The organism is Pseudomonas sp. S2_E02 (assembly GCF_054668355.1).
Genome location: NZ_CP162761.1, coordinates 1997998 through 2021820 on the forward strand (window position 1 = coordinate 1997998; position 23823 = coordinate 2021820).

The following is a 23823-nucleotide window of genomic DNA, read 5'->3' on the forward strand; positions in this document are numbered from 1 at the left end:
GAACGTGTGGGTTTGGCGACGCAGCGCCGTTATTTGAAGTCGACGTCGAAGGCCTGATAGAAAGCGTTGCCGGTGTTGGCGACGATCCACATCAGCACGATCACGTGATGGCCTTTTTTGTTGGCCGGCAGTTTCACCGCGTGATTGACCTTGGCCTTCAGCTCATTCGGGTAGCTGTAATACGGCACCTGAGTGTAGAAGTCCTCGAAGAACGGTTGGCTTTCCAGTTGCGCACGGGTGATGCGCTGCTTCGGATCCCAGCCGTCCTTGGTGATCAGCCAGCGATAGCCGCGAGTGGTGTGCGGTGCGGTGTATTCCCACTTGATTTCGAGGGTTTGTCCCGGGGTGACATTGAGCAGCGGCCAGGTGAATGGACGACCGAGTTTCTTGCTCATTTCTTCATGGGTGAAGTTAACGCAGTCGCGGGCATCACTCTTGCCACCGCTGAGGATGTAGCCGTCGGCCGGTGGCGTGACACTGTCCGAGTCGCTCTGGTATGGCGCCGGAAACGGCCCCGCTGCCAGCGCCGGGAAATTTTTCCCGCCTTCCATTTCATTGACCTGCCAGGCACCGAGCAGTCCTTGCTCAATGGCCACCGCACCGCGGCTGGCAGGAGAGATGACGCGACCATGTCGCAGTTGGGTTTGTGCTTGTGGTTGATTCATGTTTTTCACTCCGTTGATTTAAGAACTCTCCTTTCCGAGGAGAGGCCTTCAAGCTAACGGAGGCGAATTTTTTGTCCATCGGCGGTTTTGTCGCAGTCAGCGGATGAAGGCCAGCAAAACACCGCAAATACTGGATGCATATACAGTCTTTTACGATAATACCCACCCGAGATGACGCCAAAAGATTACACGCCGATGCTGCAAAAACTGCCATTCAGTACTCACGGCAACTGTGCCTTGAACTCCTTTTCGTATTGCCCGGCGAGTTGTACTTTCTGTTTCTCGTTGAGCAATTTGCCGGCCATCTGGAAGAACTTCTGTTCTTCTTCTTTCAAATGATGATGAACCTTATCCGACAGCTTCTTCGCGGTTGCCAACCACGCCGGACTGGACATCTCGGTCTCGTCGAGTTCTTCCATCATCTCGTCCATTTCATGGTGTTCAGCGATGGCATGGCGGCTCAGATCGACACCCTCGTCAAGCTCCATCAACGGCATGTAGAAATGGCGTTCTTCGGCGGTTTCGTGGGCCTGGAGTTCGGCTTTGAGTTGTTTGTACGCCTCGACCCGCTCCGGGGTGTCGCCGCTGGTTTCGATCAGGGTTTTGGCGTAGCTACGCTGGCGCTCATGGCTTTCGCGAAGGGCTTCGAAAATATTCATGGGGGATCCTCATCAACCGCGTGCTGGAATGACGCTGTAAAAGCTAGACCCCGGCGCGTGAGCGGCAGTTCCACCGGGTTGAGAGGGGCTTGGAAGATCACCGCCGGGCAGGATAGGCTGCGGGCTCACATCACAAGGAAGTCGGGCATGAACTTGCGCATCGAGTTGTCACAACATTCCACAGAAGAAGAACGCCAAGCGATTCTCGCGCCCCTGCATGCCTATAACGTGGCCAAGGCCGGGATCGCGGTATCCGAACCGCTCACCCTGCTGGTGCGTGACGATCACGATCAGATTCTGGGTGGACTCTATGGCCGGCTGGTCTGCCAGTGGTTGTTCATCGATTTGCTGTCAGTGCCTGAAGCAGGCCGGGGCCAGGGTATTGGCTCGAAACTGATGCGCATGGCCGAAGAGCTGGCGCGGGAGAAAGGTTGCATCGGCGCATGGCTCGACACGTTCGACTTTCAGGCACCGGAGTTCTACAAGAAACTCGGGTACAGCCAGTTTGGTGAGATTGTCGATTATCCGCCGGGGCACAAGCGGCATTTTTTCCAGAAGCGCCTGAACGGTTGAATGTGACGCCGCCTTCGCGAGCAAGCTCGCTCCCACACTGGATGAGTGATCGACAAAGAATCGATGTGGGAGCGAGCTTGCGAAGGCGGCTTGAACCTCACCGCGACCATTGGCCCTACAGACAGGTTGCCAACGCCGCCAACCGGCGCTTGGCGACAAAATCATCCTTCTGCGCGTAGTAATTCAGCGTCGTCCCCGATGCTTCGGTGAGCACATCGACAAAAGACTCTGCCGAACGGGTATACACCGTCGTACCGCCCGATTTACGCGGCTCCAGATACGCCGCCGCATCCACGCCAAACACCGCTTCGTCCTGCCAGCCGAACTGCACACAACGCGCCACGTCTTTTTCGGCTTTGTCCGACGTCAATACCTTGTACGGGGTTTTCGTGCGAGCATCGTCCATCACCGAGCCTGCGCAACCGGCCAGCAGTGTCGCGGCCAGCGCTACCATCAGAATTCGCATTGCATTCGCTCATTCAGAAAAAAGCGGACTGTATCATCGCAGCAGCAGGAATCGTTCTGCTTTACTGCATTTATAGCGCGACAGGCGCAGGCCGCTGCGGCAACCTAAGGTCATCAGCCTCACAAGGAAAACACATGGCGCCTACCGACCAGCGACATGAACACGCCCTGAAAGTATTTCTCGACGCGCGTCCCGAACTGCGCGAAAACCTCGACCACCTCAACCCGTTACTGGCTCAGGCCAAAGGCGAAACTCAGGCGCAGTATCGTGAAGAGCGACTGCATGAAGCATTTGAGGCCGAGGCGGAAGAACAAGGTCTGTTTGCCTGGGAGCTGACACTGCTACTGACGGCCGCAACGCCTGAGGAATACCAAGCGCAGCGCCTTGAGGTGCATCGTGAAGTCGCAGAAATGGCTCATATGGGTTGGCCGGAATATTGCGATCTGTATGGCATAGAACCATAACCGCCGCCCAAGGACACTTCTACCGATGCTGCCATCCGCCTCGACTCACCGCGCAAGCCCCGGGCATCTGCACACTCAGAAGTGGCGCGGGCGGATTGGTCTGGCGCTGGTGGCCGGCCTCTCGGTACTGGCCGGCATGACCGATGCCATCGGCTTTATGGCCAGCGGCGACTTCGTCTCGTTCATGAGCGGCAACACCACCCGACTTGCCGTGGCGATCAGCGATGGTGATATCGGGCTGACCCTGCGTTTGTTGGTCCTCGTCGCCACTTTTATAGCCGGGAACGCCTTGGGCGTTATCGTTGCCCGTTTCGGTGGCCGCCGGGCGTTGCCGTTGCTGCTGTGTATCGCCACCCTGCTGTGTGCGGCGGCCGCCTGGCCCTTCGACACCCAACTGCCGGCGCTGATGGCGGCGATCATTGCGATGGGCATGCTCAACGCGTCGGTCGAAGAGGTGAACGGCTTGCCGGTCGGACTGACTTACGTGACTGGCGCATTGTCGCGGTTCGGCCGTGGTTTGGGGCGCTGGATGCTCGGCGAACGACGCAGCGGCTGGCGGGTGCAACTGGTGCCGTGGAGCGGGATGTTTATCGGTGCGATTCTGGGGGCGGTGCTGGAACACCACTTGGGACTCCAGGCGATGTTTGTCAGCGGTTTGCTGGCTGCAATCATCGGGCTGTTCTCCCTGAAAATCCCGCGCCGCTGGCAGCTGGGCTACATGCCCCGCTAACGGATTCCTCAACCAACGCTCATGTAGGAGCTGTCGAGTGAAACGAGGCTGCGATCTGTTGATCTTGCTTTTAAAGATCAAGATCAACAGATCGCAGCGTGCCGCAGCTCCTACAGAGATCGTGTTTCGCTGCAAGCGCTGCGATCCTTTGCGGTCTGCAATGCTTTATCATGGCCGCAGTTTTGCTGATCGAGTCCGTCATGAAGTTCGCCATTGCGCTGTTTTCCGCCGCCCATGCGCCCTCCTCGCGCCGCGCCCTGCTGTTTGCACAAGCCGCGCTGGCCGGTGGGCATGAAATTGTCCGGCTGTTTTTCTATCAGGACGGCGTTTACAACGCTTCGGACGCGGTGGTCACCCCGCAGGACGAACTGGACCTGCCCAAACAATGGCGCACCTTCATCACCGAGCAAAAGCTCGACGGCGTGGTGTGCATCGCCGCCGCCCTGCGCCGTGGCGTGCTGAACGCTGAAGAAGCCAAGCGCTATCAGCGTGACGCCGTCTCCGTCAGCGCGCCGTGGGAATTGTCCGGCCTCGGTCAGTTGCATGACGCGGTACAAGACGCTGACCGCTTGATCTGCTTCGGAGGTGCGTGAGATGGCTAAATCCCTGTTGATCATCAGCCGTCAATCGCCATGGTCTGGCCCCGCGGCCCGCGAAGCGCTGGACATCGTGCTGGCCGGTGGCGCCTTCGATCTGCCCATTGGCTTGCTGTTTCTCGATGATGGCGTCTTACAACTCGCCGCCGGGCAGAGCGCCAAGGCCCTGCAACAGAAAGACTTGAGCGCTAACCTGCAAGCGCTACCGATGTTTGGTGTAGAAGAACTGTTTTACTGCGCCGACAGCGCCAGCACTCGTGGCCTCGGCACTCTGTCGCTGGACGAAGCGCAGCCGCTGGCCGCCGAGCAAATCACCGCCCTTATTGACCGTTACGACCAGGTGATCACCCTCTGATGTCGACTTTGCACGTGTTGTCTCATTCCCCCTTCGGCGATGATCGTCTGACCAGTTGCCTGCGCCTGATCGGCAGCGCTGATGCCCTGCTGCTGTCCGGCGACGCGGTCTATGCTCTGCAACCGGGCACCGCGCCGTTCACCGCACTGCAAAACCGCCAGATCAAATTGTTGGTTCTGGCCGAAGATGCACAGGCTCGCGCCATCGAAGTCCCGAACTGGGCTGAAGCCATTGATTACCCGGCCTTCGTCGAGTTGTCGATCCATCACGACAAGGTCAACAGCTGGCTATGAATTCCATGACCGTCGGCGCCCGCGCCATCGAACTGGACAAGGACGGCTTTCTCGTCGACCTCAGCGACTGGTCTGCCGACGTTGCCAGTGCCCTCGCCGCCGCCGAAGAGATCGAGTTGACCGCCGAACACTGGGAAGTCCTCGAACTGCTGCGTAGCTTCTACGAAGAATTCCAGCTGTCCCCGGCCACCCGACCGCTGATCAAGTACACCGCGTTGAAACTCGGCCCGGACAAAGGTAACAGCCTGCACCTGAACCGACTGTTCAAAGGCACCCCTGCCAAACTCGCCGCGAAACTGGCGGGCCTGCCCAAACCGACGAATTGCTTATGACCGACTTTCCAGCGCTTACCCTCGAAACGCCTGCCGAACACCCGTTCGCCCAATTCGTGCGCATTCTTGGCAAAGGCAAACGTGGCGCTCGCGACCTGACCCGCGAAGAGGCCCGCGAAGCCATGGGCATGGTGCTTGACGACAAGGTTGAAGACACCCAGCTCGGCGCTTTTCTAATGTTGCTGCGACACAAGGAAGAAAGCGCCGAGGAAATGGCCGGCTTCACCGAAGCCCTGCGCGAGCGCCTGCAGGCGCCGGCGCTGAACGTCGATCTGGACTGGCCGACTTACGCTGGCAAGAAGCGTCATCTGCCGTGGTATCTGCTGGCGGCCAAGTGTCTGGCACAGAACGGCGTGCGCATTTTCATGCACGGCGGCGGCGCACACACCGCCGGGCGTCTGTACAGCGAGCAATTGCTTGGTGAATTGAACATTCCGTTGTGCCGCACCTGGCAACAGGTCGGCGCAGCGCTGGACAACGGTGGCCTGGCCTTCATGCCGCTGGTGGACTGGGCGCCGCAACTGCAAAAGATGATCGATTTGCGCAACACCCTGGGCCTGCGCTCGCCGATTCATTCGCTGGCGCGGATTCTCAATCCACTGGGCGCGCGTTGCGGCCTGCAAAGCATTTTCCACCCTGGTTATCAGGCGGTACACCGCTATGCCAGCGGATTGCTTGGCGACACGGCGATTGTGGTCAAAGGCGATGGCGGCGAAATCGAGATCAACCCGGATGCCGACAGTCACTTGTACGGCACCACCGCCGGCGAGAGCTGGGACGAGGAATGGCCGCAATTGTCGGCGCAGCGCCACGTCAAACCGGCGACCCTGGACGTCGAACATCTGAAAGCCGTATGGCGTGGCGAGGTGGTCGACAGTTACCCGCAAATGGCCTTGATTGCGACCATGGCACTGGCCTTGCGCGGTCTCGGTCAAAGCCGTGAGCAAGCCTTCGCAACCGCCGAGCACTACTGGGCCGCGCGGAACAAATCGATTTAACCGATCATTCACGCCCGATCTTTGCGCTTTTTGTTCGAACTCATCGGAATAGACTCGACTCCAACGATTATTGGTTTACGGAGTCTTGATCATGGGTTTACTCGTCGATGGCCACTGGCAGGACAAGTGGTACGAAAGCAGCAAGGACGGCGCCTTCCAGCGCGAACAGGCCAAGCGCCGCAACTGGGTCACCGCTAACGGTGAACCCGGTCCCAGCGGCGAAGGCGGTTTTGCCGCAGAAGCCGGGCGCTATCACCTCTATGTTTCGCTCGCCTGTCCGTGGGCGCATCGCACGCTGATCCTGCGCAAACTCAAAGGCCTGGAAAGTCTCATCGATGTCTCGGTGGTCAGTTGGTTGATGCTGGAAAATGGCTGGACCTTCGACACGGCGCTCGGCTCGACCGGCGACAAGCTCGATGGCTTTGAATTCATGCATCAGCGCTATACCGCCGACACTGCCGATTACACCGGCCGCGTCACCGTGCCGGTGCTGTGGGACAAGAAGCTCAAGCGCATCGTCAGTAATGAATCGGCAGAGATCATCCGCATGTTCAACAGCGCGTTCGATGGTTTGACCGGCAGTGATCTGGACTTCTACCCGGCGCCATTACGCGGCGAGATCGATGCGCTGAACGAGCGGATTTATCCGGCGGTGAACAACGGCGTGTATCGCGCAGGTTTTGCGACGTCGCAACAGGCTTATGAAGAAGCGTTCGATGAGGTGTTTGCCGAGCTGGATCATCTGGAGCGGGTGCTGGGTGCCAATCGCTACTTGTCGGGTGAGTACTTGACGGAAGCGGACATCCGTTTGTTCACCACGATGATTCGTTTTGACGCGGTCTACCACGGCCACTTCAAGTGCAACCTGCGGCGGATTGCCGATTACCCGAATCTGTCAAACTGGCTGCGTGAGGTTTATCAGTGGCCGGGGATCGCCGAGACGGTGGATTTCCAGCACATCAAGAACCACTACTACGGCAGTCACAAGACCATTAACCCGACGGGAGTTGTGCCGAAGGGGCCGGAGCAAGATTTCAACGTCGTCCATGATCGGGCGCGGTTGAGCGGCAAAGGGGTTTGGCGAAAAGGTTGAGAGTTATAGGGTTTTGGAAGGCCTCTTCGCGAGCAAGCTCGCTCCCACACTGGATATGTGTCGTTCACAAATCCCCTGTGGGAGCGAGCTTGCTCGCGAATGGGTCAACTCGGTCTTTCAGACCTGCGCCTGAGCCCCTTCGAACCACGCCAGTTTCTCGCGCAGTTGCACCACTTCACCGACGATGACCAGTGTCGGCGCATGCACTTCATGCTCCGCCACCAGTCGCGGCAGGTCAGCCAGCGTGCCGGTGAAGACGCGCTGATTGACCGTGGTGCCCTGCTGAATCAACGCCGCCGGGGTATCGGCTGAACGACCATGTTTGATCAGTTGTTCGCAGATGACCGGCAACCCGACCAGGCCCATGTAGAACACCAGCGTCTGCGCCGGCGCGACAAGGTCGGCCCAAGGCAGATCGGTGGAGCCGTCCTTCAGATGGCCGGTAACAAAGCGCACCGACTGCGCATGATCACGATGCGTCAGCGGAATCCCGGCATATGCCGCGCAACCACTGGCCGCAGTGATACCCGGCACCACCTGAAACGGAATGCCGTGAGCGGCCAGCTCTTCGATCTCTTCGCCGCCACGGCCGAAGATAAACGGATCACCGCCCTTCAACCGCACCACACGCTTGCCGGCCTTGGCCAGGTCGACCAGTTGCTGGTTGATCTGATCCTGTGGCACAGCGTGATCAGACCGACGCTTGCCGACGTAGACGCGCTCGGCATCACGACGGCACAGCTCAAGAATCGCTGGCGCCACCAAGCGGTCGTACAGCACCACATCGGCTTGCTGCATCAGACGCAACGCCTTGAAGGTCAGCAGGTCCGGATCGCCCGGGCCCGCGCCGACCAGATACACCTCACCGGTCGTGACCATGGCTTCACCATCGATCTTGGCTTGCAGCAGACGCTCGGCTTCGGCGCCCTGCCCGGCCAGTTGCCGGTCGGCAATCGGCCCCTGAAACACGTCTTCCCAGAAACCACGACGCTGCTGCACATCCGGAAACAAGCTTTTCACCTGATTGCGGAAACGCGCGGCGAGCCCGGCCAATTGGCCGTAGGTCGATGGAATCCAGGTTTCGATCTTGGCGCGGATCAAACGCGCTAGCACCGGCGCATCGCCGCCGCTGGACACGGCAATGATCAGCGGCGAACGGTCGACGATCGCCGGGAAGATCACGCTGCACAAGGCAGGCGCGTCGACCACGTTGACCGGCACGCAGCGCTTGTGCGCATCGGTGGAGACTTGGGCGTTCAGCGTCTCATCGTCGGTGGCGGCAATAATCAGCCCGCAACCGTCGAGATCCGCCTCGACGTAACCGCGCAACAGGCATTCACCACCAGAGGCGACGACCAGTTCACGCAGTTGCGTTTCGATTTCAGGTGCGACCACCCGCAGCAGCGCACCGGCATCGGCCAGCAGGCGGGATTTGCGCAAGGCAATTTCCCCCCACCGACGACCAACACACGACTGCCGCGCAGGTTGTGAAACAGCGGCAGATATTTCATTTAGCCGATGACCTCAAGGCCACCCATGTACGGCTTGAGTACGTCCGGCACACGGATCGAGCCGTCGGCCTGCTGGTAGTTTTCCAGCACGGCAACCAGCGTACGACCAACCGCCAGACCGGAACCGTTCAGGGTGTGCACCAGCTCAGGCTTGCCGGTTTCCGGATTGCGGAAACGCGCTTGCATACGACGGGCCTGGAAGTCGCCGCAGTTCGAGCACGACGAGATTTCGCGGTACTTGTCCTGGCTCGGGATCCACACTTCCAGATCGTAGGTCTTGACCGCGCTGAAGCCCATGTCGCCGGTGCACAGCGCCAGGGTGCGGTAAGGCAGGCCGAGCAGTTGCAGGACTTTTTCGGCGTTGGCGGTCAGGCCTTCCAGCGCTTCCATCGAAGTCGATGGCTCAACGATCTGGACCATTTCGACTTTGTCGAACTGGTGCTGACGGATCATGCCGCGGGTGTCACGGCCCGATGCACCGGCTTCACTGCGGAAGCACGGAGTGTGCGCGACGAACTTGATCGGCAGCAGTTTCGAATCGACGATTTCGCCCGCAACGATGTTGGTCAGCGACACTTCAGCGGTCGGGATCAGGTACAGATCGGCTTCGCCTTCGCGAGCGATCTTGAACAGGTCTTCTTCGAACTTCGGCAGTTGACCGGTGCCTTGCAGCGCCGGCGCCTGAACCAGATAAGGCGTGTAAGCCTCTTCGTAGCCGTGCTCGTTGACGTGCAGGTTGATCATGAACTGCGCCAGGGCGCGGTGCAGACGCGCGATCGGGCCACGCAGCAGGGCGAAACGTGCGCCGGACAGCTTGGCGGCGGTTTCGAAGTCCAGCCAGCCGAACTTCTCGCCCAGGGCAACGTGGTCTTTCACTTCGAAGTCGAACGCGGTCGGCGTGCCCCAGCGGCGCACTTCAACGTTGTAGTCTTCGTCTTTGCCGACCGGCACGGATTCGTGCGGCAGGTTGGGGATACCGAGCAGGATCGAGTCCAGTTCGGTCTGGATCGCGTCCAGCTCGACTTTACCGGCACTCAGTTCGCCCGCCATGCGCTCGACGTCCGCCATCAACGGCGCGATGTCTTCGCCGCGCTGCTTGGCCTGACCGATGGATTTGGAACGCGCGTTACGCTCAGCCTGCAGTGCTTCGGTGCGGGTCTGGACGGTCTTGCGCTGTTCTTCCAGCGCTTCGATGCGCGCGGTATCCAGGGCAAAGCCACGGGAAGCCAGGCGGTCCGCTACGTCCTGAAGGTTGCTACGTAACAGTTTGGAATCGAGCATGTCGGTTTCTCGTTATCAAAGTTTGGTCAAAGACAGGCCGGCCCACGTCGCGAGCAGCCCGCCGAATACGCTGAGTGCCGCATAGCCCAGAGCCAGCGGCACTTGCCCGCTTTCCAGCAGGCGCACCGTATCCAGTGAAAAGGATGAAAATGTCGTCAGCCCCCCAAGGAAGCCGACCATCAACCCGGCGCGTACCTCGATCGGCACTTCCGGGCGTATCAAAAACAGGCCGTACAACACGCCAATCAGCAGACAGCCCACGATATTAACGGCCAGCGTCGCGGTATAGAAGTGCCGCGGCCAATTGGCGTTGACCCAATTACCGGTGGCGAAGCGCAACAAGGTGCCGGCAACCCCGCCGACGGAGACCGCAATGATCAATGGAAGCACTATTTTCTCCGCTGCCGAGGGCTTAAACGATCGAGTTGGGCGAGGTGGTTGAGCTTCTCGCCGATCTTCAATTCCAGACCGCGCGGCACCGGTTGGTAGAACGGGATGGGATCAAGCTCTTCCGGGAAATAGTCTTCGCCGGCGGCATAAGCGTCCGGCTCGTCGTGGGCGTAGCGGTATTCGTCACCGTAGCCCAATTGTTTCATCAGTTTGGTCGGTGCGTTGCGCAGGTGCAGTGGCACTTCCAGCGAGCCGTTTTCAGCGGCGGCGCGCAAAGCGGTTTTGAAGCCCATGTACACCGCGTTGCTTTTTGGCGCACAGGCCAGATAGGTGATGGCTTGGGCCACGGCCAACTCGCCTTCCGGACTGCCGAGACGCTCCTGCACTTCCCACGCCGCCAGGCACAGGCTGAGGGCGCGCGGGTCGGCATTGCCGATGTCTTCGCTGGCCATGCGCACTACGCGCCGGGCCAGGTACAGCGGATCGCAACCGCCGTCGATCATTCGCGCAAACCAGTACAGTGCACCGTCGGGGTTGGAGCCGCGCACGGACTTGTGCAGCGCCGATATCTGGTCGTAGAACGCTTCGCCGCCCTTGTCGAAACGCCGGCGGGTGTCGCCGAGCAGGCTCTGCAGCAGCTCGGTGCCGATTTCGCTGTTGTCTTCAGCCAGGTCCGAGGCGTTTTCCAGCAGGTTGAGCAGACGCCGGCCATCGCCATCGGCGGCGGACAGCAGCATCTGGAAGCCTTCATCGTTCAGCGTCAGGTTGCGCTTGCCCAGACCGCGCTCTTCGGTAAGCGCGCGGTGCACCAGTTTGCGCAGCGCCGCTTCGTCGAGGCTTTTCAGCACGTAGACGCGAGCACGCGACAACAAGGCGTTGTTGAGTTCGAACGAAGGGTTTTCGGTGGTGGCGCCGATGAAGATCAGCGTGCCGTCTTCAACGTAAGGCAGAAACGCATCCTGCTGGGATTTGTTGAAGCGGTGCACTTCATCGACGAACAAAATGGTGCGCTTGCCGTACTGGCCGGCCTGCTGCTTGGCGATTTCAACGGCCTGACGGATCTCTTTGACCCCGGCGAGCACCGCCGAGACCGTTTCGAAGTGCGCATCGGAGACTTCCGCGAGCAACCGCGCCAAAGTGGTTTTACCCACTCCGGGCGGCCCCCAGAAGATCATCGAATGCAGGGCACCCTGCTCCAGCGCCTCACGCAGAGGCTTGCCGCGAGCGAGCACGTGCTCCTGACCGACATACTCATCCAGATTGGTCGCACGCAAACGCGCGGCCAGTGGCTGGGCAATCGGTGCACTGCGAAACAGATCCATCACGTAGCGTTGAAACCTCTATTTGATCAGGTCGATCTTTGCCCTTGTGGGAGCGAGCCTGCTCGCGAAAGCGGTGTATCAGCCACTATTAATGCTGGATGAAATATCGCTTTCGCGAGCAGGCTCGCTCCCACAGGGTTTACGTGTTTATTCCTGGATCACGTCGGCACCCTCGGGGATGTCGAACTTGAACTTCGATGCCGATACCGGCTCGTTGGCCTTGACCCCGGTAAACAGGATGTTGGTGCGCTGGCCGACGCTGTCGATCAGTTGCATATCGTTGAGCAGACCGTTGCGGAACGACAGGCGCAGGTTATCGAACAGAGTGTCTTTGGTTTTCGGCTTGAGGGTGAAGTCGATCACGCCGCCCGCCTCTTTCGCGCTGATATCAAAGCTCTGGCTGATCTTCGACACATCACCGGACAGCAGCAGCGCCGGGGTTTGGGTCAGACGCTCGTCGAGCTTCTTGATGGTCGCCTGTTCCAGATCCGGGTCCCACAGGGTGACTTTCTTGCCATCGGAAACCATGGTCTGTTCGTTTGGCGCATTGGTGTGCCAGTAGAACAGGCCCGGACGCTGCAGGGTCATGTTGCCGGTGGTTTCCTGCAACTGCGTGCCGCTGCCGTCGAGGGTCAGCTGCGAGAAGTTCGCGCTCAGGGTCTTGGATGTTTCCAGCAATTGGGTCAGACGCGCCACGTCCTTGTCATCGGCGTGGGCCGTGAGAGTGGTCAGCGCCAGTACTGGCAGCAGCATGCGGATAAGACGCATGGGAGTCCTCTTGAATACTCGTTGGGAGAGCGGCGGCACATCATTGTCCCGCCTCTTGCGTTTGCAATCAGTCGCGTACCGGGCCCGGGGCCAGGACTTCACGGGAACCGTTGGTGTTCATCGAGGTGACGACCCCGGCCATTTCCATGGCTTCGATCATCCGAGCGGCGCGGTTGTAGCCGATCTTCAGCTTGCGCTGTACAGCGGAAATCGAGGCACGACGGCTTTCGAGAACGAACTGTACGGCTTCGTCATACAGCGCGTCGGCTTCCGGATCATCGCCGTCGCCGCCACCGCTGCTGCCTTCAAAACCGCTGCCAGCTTCTTCGACACCGTTGAGGATGTCATCGTTGTATTCCGGTGCGCCGCGCAGTTTCCACGCTTCGACCACACGGTGTACCTCATCGTCGGATACGAATGCACCGTGAACCCGAATCGGCAGGCTGGTGCCCGGCGGCATGTAGAGCATGTCACCGTGACCGAGCAGTTGTTCGGCGCCACCCTGATCGATGATGGTGCGGGAGTCGATCTTGCTCGACACCTGGAACGCCATACGCGTCGGAATGTTGGCCTTGATCAGACCGGTGATCACGTCCACCGACGGCCGCTGGGTCGCGAGGATCAAGTGAATACCGGCAGCACGGGCCTTCTGGGCGATACGGGCGATCAGTTCTTCAACCTTCTTGCCGACGATCATCATCATGTCGGCGAATTCGTCGACCACCACGACAATGGTCGGCAGTTTCTGCAGCAGCGGCGCTTCGTCGTGAATGCTTTCGCGCTTGTACAGCGGATCGCTCAACGGCTCGCCGGCATCCTGCGCTTCCTTGACCTTGGCGTTGAAGCCGGACAGGTTGCGCACGCCCATTTTCGCCATCAGCTTGTAACGGCGCTCCATCTCGGCAACGCTCCAGCGCAAGGCGTTGGCGGCGTCCTTCATGTCGGTCACGACCGGGCACAGCAGATGCGGAATGCCTTCGTAGATCGACAGTTCCAACATTTTCGGGTCGATCATGATCAGCTTGGCGTCTTCCGGGCCGGACTTGAACAGGATCGACAGGATCATCGCGTTCACACCCACCGACTTACCGGAACCGGTCGTACCGGCCACCAGCAGGTGCGGCATCTTCGCCAGGTCAGTAATGACCGGCTTACCGCCGATGTCGTGACCCAGCGCCAGGGTGACCGGCGATTTGAAATTGTCGTATTCAGGCGTCGACAGCACTTCGGAGAAGCGCACGATCTGCCGGTCTTCGTTGGGAATCTCGATACCGACGGTGGTCTTGCCCGGAATCACCTCGACCACCCGCACACTGGTCACGGCCAGGGAACGTGCAAGGTCTTTGGCGAGGTTGGCGATGCGGCTGACTTTGACACCGGCGGCAGGCTGAATTTCGTAACGGGTAATCACCGGACCCGGGTGAATCGAATCCACCGTGACCTCGACACCGAACTCCTTGAGCTTGATTTCCAGCAAGTGGCCGACGGCCGCCAGGGATTCCGGTGAGTAATTGAGTTGTTTCTTTTCCGCCGGATCAAGAATCGAGATCGGCGGCAAGGTGCCTTCCACGGCGCTGTCGACGAACAACGGCACCTGCTTCTCTTTCTGCACGCGCTTGCTTGGCTCGGGCGCCTTGGCCGGGGCCGGGGCGATAACCGGCGGCACTTGTTTCTCGCGGTCGGACATGTGCTTGCTCAGGGCTTGCTCACGTTCGATCAGGCGTTCTTTGACTTTGGCTTGTTCGCGCTTGTCGGTGACCGTCGGCGCGACCACGTCATGCACGCGATCGTCGACTTCACGCAATTGCGCAACCAGTTGCTTGCGCTCGGTACGGGCCGACCACCAGCGATTGAGCGCGCCTTGAAACAGTTCGAACAGATCAAGGGTGATCTTGCCGGTGATATCCATCACCTTGAACCACGACAGATCGGTAAATACTGTCAGGCCAAACAGGAACAGCGCGATGAACAACAGGGTGCTGCCCTGAATATTCAGCGCATTCTTCGCCAGATTGCCGAGGCTTTCGCCCAGCGCGCCACCAGCCCCCGCGGGCAGGCCCGAGGCCGCGTGAAAGTGCAGATGCGCCAGCGCAGCGCCAGACAGCACCAGAAACACCAGACCGATCAGACGCCAGGAAAACAGCCAGCCACTCCACTGCCATGGCTCATGGCGCTGGCGAAAAATCTGGTACGCCTTGATCGCCAGCAGCAACGGGAAGATATAGGCGAAGTAACCCAGCACCATGAACAGGATGTCGGCGCTGTAGGAACCCGCCGGGCCGCCGAAATTCTGTACGTCATCGATCTTGCTGTTGTGGCTCCAGCCTGGATCGTCCTTGCCGTAGGTCAGCAAAGCCATCATCAGGAACAGGCACAAGGCGCCGATGGCGATCAATGCACCTTCCTTGAGCCGGTAGTGCAACTGTTGGCGCCAGAGCGGGACGACTGTTTTTGGTGCTTCGGTGGATTTCTTCAAAACGCTTCTTTTCCTGCGCCCGAGGCGCGTCCATCTATTGAATGACGATAAAAAACTGCCCAATCCAGGCAGGTAAAAAAGTGAACGAGCGCAACTGAGACTACTTTTAACACTGTGCTGCCGCTTTTATAAATACAGCGCACGGCGAACATTCTGTAACAGCCCGGCATTGTACGGGTTTGTGCGTGCGATGCCATGCTTCAAGCCCCAGGATCGAGCATAGTCAAGCACACACAAGCCGAGACTCAATTTGAGCATGCATTACCTTTTGTGACAAAGGCTTATGAGGTCTATTTGATGAACGTAGCGAAGCATTCACGCCTGATCATCCTCGGCTCCGGCCCGGCCGGTTACAGCGCTGCCGTGTATGCCGCCCGCGCCAACCTCAAACCCGTGGTCATCACCGGCCTGCAGGCCGGTGGCCAGCTCACCACCACCGTCGAGGTCGACAACTGGCCCGGTGACGTCGAAGGACTCACCGGGCCGGTGCTGATGGAGCGCATGCAGAAACACGCCGAACGCTTTGCCACAGAGATCGTTTACGACCACATCCACACCGCCAAGTTGCAGCAGCGCCCGTTCGAGCTTATCGGCGACAGCGGCACTTACACCTGCGACGCACTGATCATTGCCACCGGCGCCTCGGCGCAGTATCTGGGCTTGCCCTCGGAAGAAGCCTTCGCCGGCAAAGGCGTTTCCGCCTGTGCGACCTGTGACGGCTTCTTCTATCGCAATCAGGTGGTCGCCGTGGTCGGCGGCGGCAATACGGCGGTTGAGGAGGCACTTTACCTGTCGAACATCGCCAGGGAGGTGCACCTGATCCATCGTCGCGACAAACTGCGTTCGGAGAAAATCCTTCAGGACAAACTGTTCGAGAAAGCTGCGAACGGCAACGTGCGCCTGCACTGGAACCAGAATCTCGACGAAGTGCTCGGCGATGCCAGCGGCGTCACCGGCGCGCGACTGCGGGACAGTCATACCGGCGAAACCCGCGAACTGGCGTTGGCCGGCGTATTCATTGCCATTGGTCACAAGCCCAACACCGACCTGTTCCAAGGCCAGTTGCCGATGCGCGACGGCTACTTGCGGGTCAAGGGCGGCAGCGACGGCGACGCCACCGCCACCGAGATTCCCGGGGTGTTTGCCGCCGGCGACGTGGCTGACCACGTTTACCGCCAGGCGGTAACGTCAGCCGGTGCCGGGTGTATGGCCGCACTGGATGCCGAGAAGTATCTGGACGACATTCCTGTCATTTAACGGCACACTTTATCGCGGGCCAGACGCCCCACCGCCCTCCCCTTCTGTAAGCCTGGATGCCATGCTGACTTGGTTACAACGTAATTCCCTGACTTTTCCGCCACTGGAAAAGGCCATGCGCGACCCCAACGGATTGCTGGCTGCGGGTGGCGATTTGTCGGCCGACCGGCTGATTCAAGCTTATCGCCATGGCTGCTTTCCATGGTTTTCCGAGGGTCAGCCGATTCTCTGGTGGTCGCCGGATCCGCGCACCGTCTTATTTCCCGACGAACTGCATGTCTCGCGCAGTCTCGGCAAACTGCTGCGTCAGGAACGCTATCAAGTCACCTTCGATCAGGATTTCGATGCCGTGATCCGCGCCTGTGCCGCACCACGGGATTACGCCGATGGCACCTGGATCACCGAGGCGATGCAGGACGCCTATGTCGAACTGCATCGTCGCGGCTTCGCGCATTCGGTGGAGGTCTGGGATCAGGGCGAACTGGTCGGTGGCCTGTACGGCCTGGCGATGGGCCAATTGTTTTTTGGTGAATCGATGTTCAGCCGCGCCGACAATGCCTCGAAATTCGGCTTTGCGACCCTGGTGCGGCATCTGAAAGACTCGGGATTCGTGCTGATCGATTGCCAGATGCCGACCGATCATCTGCACAGCCTCGGCGCGCGAGCCATTCCCCGCCAGAAATTCGCCGACTATCTGACCCGCCATCTGGACCAACCCAATCGTGCCACCTGGGTTTGCTGAGCGACTTTTGCGCGCGTGGCTTACACTTAATTCACCAGCTTATCCCGAGGGTTGATCATGACCGAGTTGGCGCGATTGAAGTTCTATGCCACTCAGCCTCACTCTTGCAGTTATCTGCCCGAGGAGCAGGCCACGACCCTGTTTCTCGATCCGAGTCAGCCCATGGATGTGCATGTCTACGCAGACCTGTCGGAAATGGGCTTTCGTCGCAGTGGCGATCATCTGTACCGGCCGCATTGCCAGAACTGCAATGCGTGCGTGCCTGCGCGCATTCCCGTGGCGCAGTTCATGCCCAATCGTCAGCAGAAGCGGATTCTCAAGCGCAATACGGATTTGCAGGTGCGCCCGGCCAAACCGCAATTCAGCGAAGAATATTTCGACCTGTATCAGCGTTACATCGAACAGCGTCATGCAGACGGCGACATGTACCCGCCGAGCCGTGATCAGTTCGCGACGTTTCTGGTCCGCGACTTGCCGTTCTCGCGCTTTTACGAGTTCCGACTCGACGGACGGTTGCTCGCCGTGGCGGTCACCGATTTGCTGCCCAACGGTTTGTCAGCCGTGTACACCTTCTACGAACCCGCCGAAGAACGCCGCAGCCTTGGCCGATTTGCCATCCTCTGGCAAATCGCCGAGAGCCAGCGCCTCGGGCTTGAGGCGGTCTACCTCGGTTACTGGATCAAGAACTGCAAAAAGATGAACTACAAGACGCAATATCGCCCCATAGAATTGCTGATTAATCAGCGCTGGGTGATCCTCAACTAAACCCAAGCCGTAAACCCCTTGGCGTAAACCCCATTTTTCGGGCACAATGCACGCCGCTTTTGCCTGGCGCAGTTGCACCGGGCCATTCATTGGATACCGAGGGCTTTACTGCATGTCGAAAGAAGACAGCTTCGAAATGGAAGGCACTGTCGTCGACACCCTGCCCAACACCATGTTTCGTGTGGAGTTGGAAAATGGGCACGTCGTAACCGCGCATATTTCCGGCAAGATGCGCAAGAACTACATTCGTATTCTTACCGGTGACAAAGTGCGCGTCGAGCTGACGCCCTATGACTTGAGCAAAGGGCGCATCACTTACCGCGCTCGTTAATCAAGTCAATACAGAACGCCCGGTTTATACCGGGCGTTTTTGTTTGTCTGCGTTTTGGGGTTTTGGGGGCATATCCGTTTTCTCGGGTGCTGCCGCTGGTGGTTTCGCTCTTACAGCGAGTCACCTTTTCCAAACGCCGAAAAGGTAACCCAAAAGGCTTTGCCCCGGCGTACGGCACTTCGCTGAGGCTCAGTGTTCCCTCGCTACGGTGTCCATCCGGGGGCATCGCCTACGGTTTGCTTCGCTGCACCTCCTCTCGATGTATGCGGCTACGCCGCACGGCGCTGCGCGCCTAACCCCCGGATGAACACCTACGCTCGGCCTGCCGATGGGGCAAAAAATCAAAAGCCAAAGCAAGATCAAAAGCCAGATCAAAAGCCCCTCACCCTAGCCCTCCCGAAACGTCGGACCGCCCGTAGGGAGAGGGGACTGATTGAGGTGTTTGGGAGAGCTACGCCGACTTGAAATACCGAGTCGAACTCAGATTCTGGAACAGATCAAAAGCCCCTCACCCTAACCCTCTCCCAGAGGGAGAGGGGACTGACCGAGTTGTTTGGGAGAGTTACGCCGACGTGAAAGTCCGAGTTGAACGCAAATTTTGAGAGGCCCACCATCGGCTCCCTCTCCCTCGGGAGAGGGCTGGGGTGAGGGGTGAATCCAACACCAATCCAAAGCCGAACACGCTGTTGCTCCTCACCACTCAACAGGATGAGCGTTAGCTCGGCTGCAGCTTTTGTTCTGTAAGGCGACGTCGGAAGGCTGAGTGGAGGGATTGATCCGGGCGTGGGAGCGCAGCGACCGTTTGGCGAAGCCAAACACAGCGAGAGGAGGTGCAGCGAAGCAAACCGTAGGCGCTGCGCCCGGATCGATCCCGGAGCGAAGGAACCCCGAGCCCCAGCGAGCGGGCCGCACGTAGGAGCAAGCGTTTTTTGCTTACTTTTTTAGGCGCTTGTAAAAAAGTGAGTCGCCGTAAGGGCGAAACCGTAATAAGCCATCACCGCAGCAACGGATATTCACCCAAAAACCCCAAACGACAAATAACAAAAAGGCGCCCGAAGGCGCCCTCTTGATCCAAGGCCGTCAGGCCATTTCTGCAGTGGTCTCGAAGTCAAACGTCAACTCACCATCCTTGATGTCGATGTGCACCACACCGCCATGCTCGGCCAGCTCGCCAAACAGAATCTCCTCCGCCAACGGACGCTTGATCTTGTCCTGGATCAGACGAGCCATCGGACGCGCACCCATCGCCGAGTCATAACCACCCGCCGCCAGCCAACTACGCGCAGCATCAGTGACCTCAAGCAACACACGCTTGTCTTCCAACTGCGCCTGAAGCTCGGTAAGGAACTTGTCCACCACACTTTTGATGACCTCATGACTGAGGCGACCAAACTGGATAATGGTGTCCAGACGGTTACGGAACTCCGGCGTAAAGCTCTTCTTGATCACTTCCATCGCATCAGACGAGTGGTCCTGATGGGTGAAACCGATCGAAGCACGCGCCGCTGTTTCGGCACCAGCGTTGGTGGTCATGATCACAATCACGTTGCGGAAGTCCGCCTTGCGCCCGTTGTTGTCGGTCAGCGTACCGTGATCCATCACCTGCAACAGCAGGTTGAAGACTTCCGGATGCGCCTTCTCGATTTCATCAAGGAGCAATACGCAATGCGGTTGCTTGGTGATCGCCTCGGTCAACAGACCGCCCTGATCGAAACCAACATACCCAGGAGGCGCACCGATCAGACGCGATACGGTGTGACGCTCCATGTACTCGGACATGTCGAAGCGAACCAGCTCGATCCCCAAGGCCTTGGCCAATTGCCGCGCAGCCTCGGTTTTACCAACACCGGTCGGGCCTGCGAACAGGAACGAACCGACTGGCTTGTCGGGTGATTTAAGCCCGGCACGCGACAGCTTGATCGCGGTCGACAGCGAATCGATCGCCGCGTCCTGACCAAACACCGTCAGCTTCAGGTCACGCTCCAGGTTACGCAGCAGCTCCTTGTCGGAACTGGTGACGTGCTTCGGTGGAATCCGTGCGATTTTCGCCACGATGTCTTCGACCTGTGGCACTTCGATGCGCTTCACGCGTTTTTCGACCGGTTGCAGACGCTGATAGGCGCCCGCCTCGTCGATCACGTCGATGGCCTTGTCCGGCATGTGCCGGTCATTGATGTAGCGCGATGCCAGTTCAGCAGCGGCGCGCAACGACTCATCGCTGTATTCGATGTTGTGGTGCTGCTCGAAACGCCCTTTCAGGCCGCGCAGGATACCGATGGTGTCTTCCACCGACGGCTCGACGACATCGACCTTCTGGAAGCGACGCGCCAGGGCACGGTCCTTCTCGAAGATGCCACGAAATTCCTGGAACGTGGTCGAGCCGATGCAGCGAATGTCGCCAGACGACAGCAGCGGCTTGAGCAGGTTCGAAGCATCCATCACGCCACCGGAAGCAGCGCCGGCACCGATGATGGTGTGGATTTCGTCGATGAACAGGATTGCCTGCGGACGTTTTTTCAGTTCGTTGAGCAGCGCCTTGAAGCGCTTCTCGAAATCACCACGATACTTGGTGCCCGCGAGCAGAGCGCCAAGGTCGAGCGAGTAAACAACGCTGTTGGCCAGCAGGTCCGGCACCTGATTATCAACAATGCGCTTGGCCAGGCCTTCGGCAATCGCAGTTTTACCCACGCCCGCCTCGCCTACCAGCAGCGGATTGTTTTTGCGCCGACGCGCGAGAATCTGCGCGACACGCTCGACTTCCGACTCACGGCCGACCAGCGGATCGATACGACCCTGGCGCGCGAGTTCGTTGAGGTTGCTGGCATAAGCATCCAGAGGATTGCCTGAAGAAGAAGACTCACCGCCCTCGTCGTCCTGCATATCTTGTTCACCTTCAGAGTGATCGCCATGCCCCGGCACTTTGGAAATGCCATGAGCGATGTAATTGACGACATCGATGCGCGCAACGCTCTGCTGCTTCAGCAGGAACACTGCCTGACTCTCTTGCTCACTGAAGATTGCGACCAGCACATTGGCGCCAGTCACTTCGCGTTTGCCCGAGCTCTGTACGTGGAAAACAGCACGTTGCAGTACACGCTGGAAGCCCAGGGTTGGCTGGGTTTCACGATCTTCGTCATGAACGGGGATCAATGGCGTGGTGGAGTCGATGAACTCCTGCAGGTCATGCTTGAGTTTGTCGAGGTTTGCGCCGCAGGCACGCAAAACGGTGGCGGCAGCCTCATTGTCCAATAGGGCCAGCAAAAGGTGTTCGACGGTCATGAATTCATGACGTTTCGAACGAGCCTCCTTGAAGGCTAGATTGAGGGTGACTTCGAGCTCGCGGTTTAACATAGCTTCACCTCATACCCAAGTGGTCGGCGATTAACCGTCCTTCTCGATTTCACAGAGTAGCGGATGCTGGCTTTCCCTGGCGTACTGGTTGACCTGCATGGCCTTTGTCTCGGCGATGTCGCGGGTAAACACTCCACATACTGCCCGCCCTTCTGTGTGGACGGCCAGCATGACCTTGGTCGCCAGCTCGCGATTCAGGTTAAAAAACACCTCGAGCACTTCGACGACGAAATCCATCGGTGTGTAGTCATCATTAAACAAAACCACCTTGTACATCGGCGGCGCCTGTAACGCAGGCTTTGCTTCCTGAACAGCAACGCCTGCCGAATCGTCGTCGTGCTCCTCTGGAAGATCCTTTTGGAGAAGCGGGCGATCCTGATTGAATGTTAGTCGAATCTGGCTGATTGCATGCATGGAAAGAAAGGTTCGTCAGTTGTGCAAATACAGTGGTGGGGGCGGCTGTCCACGTTTTCAACTCCGACTGCCCGGTCACCTTGACTATCGGGAAAACGGTGTTACAACCAATAGAACCCACAGTGGGTAAAAAAGATCCGCGGAGTCAATTCTTTTAACGAATAAGATTGCGGATGAATTGGATGATACTCCAGCGATGGAGTCTGTTGCAGAGGGATTTGAGCATGGCTGTCGGCAAGGTGAAATGGTTCAACAATGCCAAGGGATTCGGCTTTATCAATACCGACGCCCGCGAAGGCCGCGATGAAGACGGAAAAGAGATTGATTTCTTTGCGCACTACTCCGCCATTCAGATGGACGGGTATAGAACCCTCAAGGCTGGACAACTGGTGAGTTTTGAGATTGTTCAAGGCCCCAAGGGGCTGCATGCCGTAAAAATCACCTCGGTCGAAGCCACAAAAAATTTGCCCCATACCGTCGCGCAAATGCAAACGGCATCCAGCTGACGCCTCACAATCTTCGGCCATAAAAAACCGCCTGACTCAATTCATCGAGTCAGGCGGTTTTTGTGTGCCCGCGTTTTTACATATGCGAAATCAACGCATCGCCAAAGCCCGAAGACGAAACCAGTTTGGCCCCGTCCATCAGACGCTCGAAGTCATAGGTCACAGTCTTGGCCGAAATAGCGCCGTTGGTGCCCTTGATGATCAGATCCGCCGCTTCGGTCCAGCCCATGTGGCGCAGCATCATCTCTGCAGAGAGAATCAGCGAACCCGGATTGACCTGATCCTTGCCGGCGTACTTCGGCGCAGTACCGTGGGTGGCCTCGAACATCGCCACGGTGTCGGACAGGTTGGCGCCCGGCGCGATGCCGATACCGCCCACTTCCGCCGCCAGGGCGTCGGAGAGGTAGTCGCCGTTCAGGTTCAGGGTCGCGATCACATCGTATTCGGCCGGGCGCAGCAGGATCTGCTGGAGCATGGCGTCGGCGATGGCATCTTTGACCACAACGTTCTTGCCGGTTTTCGGGTTTTTGAACTGCATCCACGGACCGCCGTCGAGCAGGGTCGCGCCGAATTCTTCAGCGGCCACTTCGTAGGCCCACTCTTTGAAGGCACCTTCGGTGAACTTCATGATGTTGCCTTTGTGCACGATGGTCAGCGAATCGCGGTCGTTATCGACTACATATTGCAGGGCCTTGCGCGCCAGACGCTTGGTGCCTTCCAGCGAAACCGGCTTGACGCCGATGCCGCAGTTTTCGTCGAAACGGATCTTGGTGACGCCCATTTCTTCTTTAAGGAATTTGATGACCTTGGTGGCTTCCGGCGAACCGGCCTTCCACTCAATGCCCGCATAGATGTCTTCGGAGTTCTCGCGGAAAATGGTCATGTCGACGTCACCAGGCTTTTTCACCGGGCTTGGTACGCCTTCGAACCAGCGCACCGGGCGCAGGCAGACGTACAGGTCGAGTTGCTGACGCAGGGCCACGTTCAGCGAGCGGATGCCGCCACCGACCGGGGTGGTCAGCGGGCCTTTGATGGAAACCACGTAATCCTTGACTGCATCGAGAGTTTCCTGAGGCAGCCAGGTGTCCTGATCATAAACCTGAGTGGCTTTTTCCCCGGCGTAGACTTCCATCCAGGAAATCTTGCGTTTACCGCCGTATGCCTTTTGAACTGCAGCATCGACAACCTTGATCATCACCGGGCTGATGTCGACACCAATGCCGTCACCTTCGATGAAGGGGATGATCGGGTTATCAGGAACATTGAGAGAATGGTCTGCATTGACGGTGATTTTGTCGCCGACGGCTGGAACCTGAATCTTCTTGTAACCCATGCTGAACTCCATTGTTTGGATTGAACATCTGGCTTGGTCCGAGCGTAACCCAGTTAAATCAACACGCAAACCCTCTGTTCGTGGCGCGCCTACATCTCGTTTCGTACAAGCCTGAAAGCAAAGGGAAAAGCGCCAAACTCAAGCATTCGCGA

The 23823-nt window shown here is 58.7% G+C and carries 25 protein-coding genes and 1 pseudogene; 14 read left to right on the forward strand and 12 right to left on the reverse strand.

What is annotated here, in order from left to right; translation table 11 throughout:
- Positions 1–29: 29 nt before the first annotated feature.
- A complete protein-coding gene (locus AB4O01_RS08885; protein ID WP_099756632.1) occupies positions 30–665 on the reverse strand; it encodes a lytic polysaccharide monooxygenase auxiliary activity family 9 protein in 636 nt (211 codons plus the stop codon).
- A 221-nt stretch (positions 666–886) separates the two neighbouring features.
- Positions 887–1324, reverse strand: coding sequence for a hemerythrin domain-containing protein (locus AB4O01_RS08890; protein WP_460091406.1), 438 nt, complete (start codon positions 1322–1324; stop codon positions 887–889).
- 147 nt (positions 1325–1471) lie between these two features.
- Here AB4O01_RS08890 and AB4O01_RS08895 point away from each other — a divergent pair, with 147 nt between their 5' ends.
- Positions 1472–1897, forward strand: a complete 426-nt coding sequence (locus AB4O01_RS08895) for a GNAT family N-acetyltransferase (RefSeq protein ID WP_093434345.1) — start codon at positions 1472–1474, stop codon at positions 1895–1897.
- Positions 1898–2012: 115 nt separating this feature from the next.
- Here AB4O01_RS08895 and AB4O01_RS08900 read toward each other — a convergent pair whose 3' ends face one another.
- Positions 2013–2363 (reverse strand): hypothetical protein, encoded by a 351-nt coding sequence (locus AB4O01_RS08900; RefSeq protein WP_093434342.1) that lies wholly within the window; start codon positions 2361–2363, stop codon positions 2013–2015.
- Between the two features lie 134 nt (positions 2364–2497).
- On the opposite strand from AB4O01_RS08900, the gene AB4O01_RS08905 reads away from it, so the two are divergent.
- The 8 genes from AB4O01_RS08905 to AB4O01_RS08940 all read left to right on the forward strand — a co-directional run bounded on the left by AB4O01_RS08905 (position 2498) and on the right by AB4O01_RS08940 (position 7224).
- Complete coding sequence (locus AB4O01_RS08905; protein ID WP_460091408.1) at positions 2498–2827, forward strand: DUF6388 family protein; 330 nt, start codon at positions 2498–2500, stop codon at positions 2825–2827.
- Positions 2828–2852: 25 nt separating this feature from the next.
- A complete protein-coding gene (locus AB4O01_RS08910) occupies positions 2853–3557 on the forward strand; it encodes a YoaK family protein (RefSeq protein ID WP_460091410.1) in 705 nt (234 codons plus the stop codon).
- A 200-nt stretch (positions 3558–3757) separates the two neighbouring features.
- Positions 3758–4150, forward strand: coding sequence for a sulfurtransferase complex subunit TusD (gene tusD, locus AB4O01_RS08915; RefSeq protein ID WP_116256750.1), 393 nt, complete (start codon positions 3758–3760; stop codon positions 4148–4150).
- Position 4151: 1 nt separating this feature from the next.
- Positions 4152–4508 (forward strand): sulfurtransferase complex subunit TusC, encoded by a 357-nt coding sequence (tusC, locus tag AB4O01_RS08920; protein ID WP_116256749.1) that lies wholly within the window; start codon positions 4152–4154, stop codon positions 4506–4508.
- Positions 4508–4801 carry a sulfurtransferase complex subunit TusB gene (gene tusB, locus AB4O01_RS08925; protein WP_460091411.1) on the forward strand — a complete coding sequence of 98 codons (294 nt, stop codon included), beginning with the start codon at positions 4508–4510 and terminating at the stop codon, positions 4799–4801. Before tusC ends, tusB begins: the two co-directional genes overlap by 1 nt.
- A complete protein-coding gene (locus AB4O01_RS08930) occupies positions 4798–5133 on the forward strand; it encodes a TusE/DsrC/DsvC family sulfur relay protein (protein WP_095118237.1) in 336 nt (111 codons plus the stop codon). Before tusB ends, AB4O01_RS08930 begins: the two co-directional genes overlap by 4 nt.
- Positions 5130–6131 (forward strand): glycosyl transferase family protein, encoded by a 1002-nt coding sequence (locus AB4O01_RS08935; RefSeq protein WP_460091413.1) that lies wholly within the window; start codon positions 5130–5132, stop codon positions 6129–6131. The genes AB4O01_RS08930 and AB4O01_RS08935 overlap by 4 nt, the downstream gene beginning before the upstream one ends.
- Positions 6132–6222: 91 nt before the next feature.
- A complete protein-coding gene (locus AB4O01_RS08940; RefSeq protein WP_460091414.1) occupies positions 6223–7224 on the forward strand; it encodes a glutathione S-transferase family protein in 1002 nt (333 codons plus the stop codon).
- A 117-nt stretch (positions 7225–7341) separates the two neighbouring features.
- On the opposite strand, the pseudogene cysG reads toward AB4O01_RS08940, so the two are convergent.
- The 6 genes and pseudogenes from cysG to AB4O01_RS08970 form a co-directional block, all read right to left on the reverse strand.
- Positions 7342–8735: pseudogene (cysG, locus tag AB4O01_RS08945) on the reverse strand (siroheme synthase CysG).
- Positions 8736–10016, reverse strand: coding sequence for a serine--tRNA ligase (serS, locus tag AB4O01_RS08950; protein WP_460091416.1), 1281 nt, complete (start codon positions 10014–10016; stop codon positions 8736–8738).
- A gap of 15 nt (positions 10017–10031) precedes the next feature.
- Positions 10032–10406, reverse strand: a complete 375-nt coding sequence (gene crcB, locus AB4O01_RS08955) for a fluoride efflux transporter CrcB (protein WP_038369695.1) — start codon at positions 10404–10406, stop codon at positions 10032–10034.
- The gene (locus AB4O01_RS08960; protein WP_034155144.1) at positions 10406–11728 is read right to left on the reverse strand and encodes a replication-associated recombination protein A; all 1323 of its coding nucleotides are present in this window, start codon (positions 11726–11728) and stop codon (positions 10406–10408) included. Before AB4O01_RS08960 ends, crcB begins: the two co-directional genes overlap by 1 nt.
- A 147-nt stretch (positions 11729–11875) precedes the next feature.
- Positions 11876–12496, reverse strand: a complete 621-nt coding sequence (gene lolA, locus AB4O01_RS08965) for an outer membrane lipoprotein chaperone LolA (RefSeq protein WP_186622500.1) — start codon at positions 12494–12496, stop codon at positions 11876–11878.
- Between the two features lie 67 nt (positions 12497–12563).
- A complete protein-coding gene (locus AB4O01_RS08970) occupies positions 12564–14972 on the reverse strand; it encodes a DNA translocase FtsK (RefSeq protein WP_034155142.1) in 2409 nt (802 codons plus the stop codon).
- A 297-nt stretch (positions 14973–15269) separates the two neighbouring features.
- On the opposite strand from AB4O01_RS08970, the gene trxB reads away from it, so the two are divergent.
- The 4 genes from trxB to infA all read left to right on the forward strand — a co-directional run bounded on the left by trxB (position 15270) and on the right by infA (position 18067).
- Positions 15270–16229 (forward strand): thioredoxin-disulfide reductase, encoded by a 960-nt coding sequence (trxB, locus tag AB4O01_RS08975; protein ID WP_093434300.1) that lies wholly within the window; start codon positions 15270–15272, stop codon positions 16227–16229.
- A 61-nt stretch (positions 16230–16290) separates the two neighbouring features.
- On the forward strand, positions 16291–16971 hold the full coding sequence (aat, locus tag AB4O01_RS08980; RefSeq protein ID WP_460091419.1) for a leucyl/phenylalanyl-tRNA--protein transferase: 681 nt from the start codon (positions 16291–16293) through the stop codon (positions 16969–16971).
- 57 nt (positions 16972–17028) lie between these two features.
- Positions 17029–17736: an arginyltransferase gene (locus AB4O01_RS08985; RefSeq protein ID WP_093434294.1), complete on the forward strand. Its 708-nt coding sequence runs from the start codon at positions 17029–17031 to the stop codon at positions 17734–17736.
- A 112-nt stretch (positions 17737–17848) separates the two neighbouring features.
- Entirely contained in the window at positions 17849–18067 is a 219-nt protein-coding gene (infA, locus tag AB4O01_RS08990) for a translation initiation factor IF-1 (RefSeq protein ID WP_002553999.1), read from the forward strand.
- A 1080-nt stretch (positions 18068–19147) separates the two neighbouring features.
- On the opposite strand, the gene clpA is transcribed toward infA, so the two are convergent.
- Both clpA and clpS read right to left on the reverse strand, forming a co-directional pair.
- Complete coding sequence (gene clpA, locus AB4O01_RS08995) at positions 19148–21418, reverse strand: ATP-dependent Clp protease ATP-binding subunit ClpA (protein ID WP_016987404.1); 2271 nt, start codon at positions 21416–21418, stop codon at positions 19148–19150.
- A 30-nt stretch (positions 21419–21448) separates the two neighbouring features.
- Positions 21449–21832 carry an ATP-dependent Clp protease adapter ClpS gene (clpS, locus tag AB4O01_RS09000; protein WP_016987405.1) on the reverse strand — a complete coding sequence of 128 codons (384 nt, stop codon included), beginning with the start codon at positions 21830–21832 and terminating at the stop codon, positions 21449–21451.
- A gap of 224 nt (positions 21833–22056) precedes the next feature.
- Between clpS and AB4O01_RS09005 the strand changes: the two genes are divergently transcribed.
- A complete protein-coding gene (locus AB4O01_RS09005) occupies positions 22057–22338 on the forward strand; it encodes a cold shock domain-containing protein (protein WP_460091422.1) in 282 nt (93 codons plus the stop codon).
- Positions 22339–22414: 76 nt separating this feature from the next.
- Here the strand turns inward: AB4O01_RS09005 and icd are convergent, their stop codons facing one another.
- Positions 22415–23671: an NADP-dependent isocitrate dehydrogenase gene (gene icd / locus AB4O01_RS09010; RefSeq protein ID WP_007920207.1), complete on the reverse strand. Its 1257-nt coding sequence runs from the start codon at positions 23669–23671 to the stop codon at positions 22415–22417.
- Between the last annotated feature and the right edge of the window lie 152 nt (positions 23672–23823).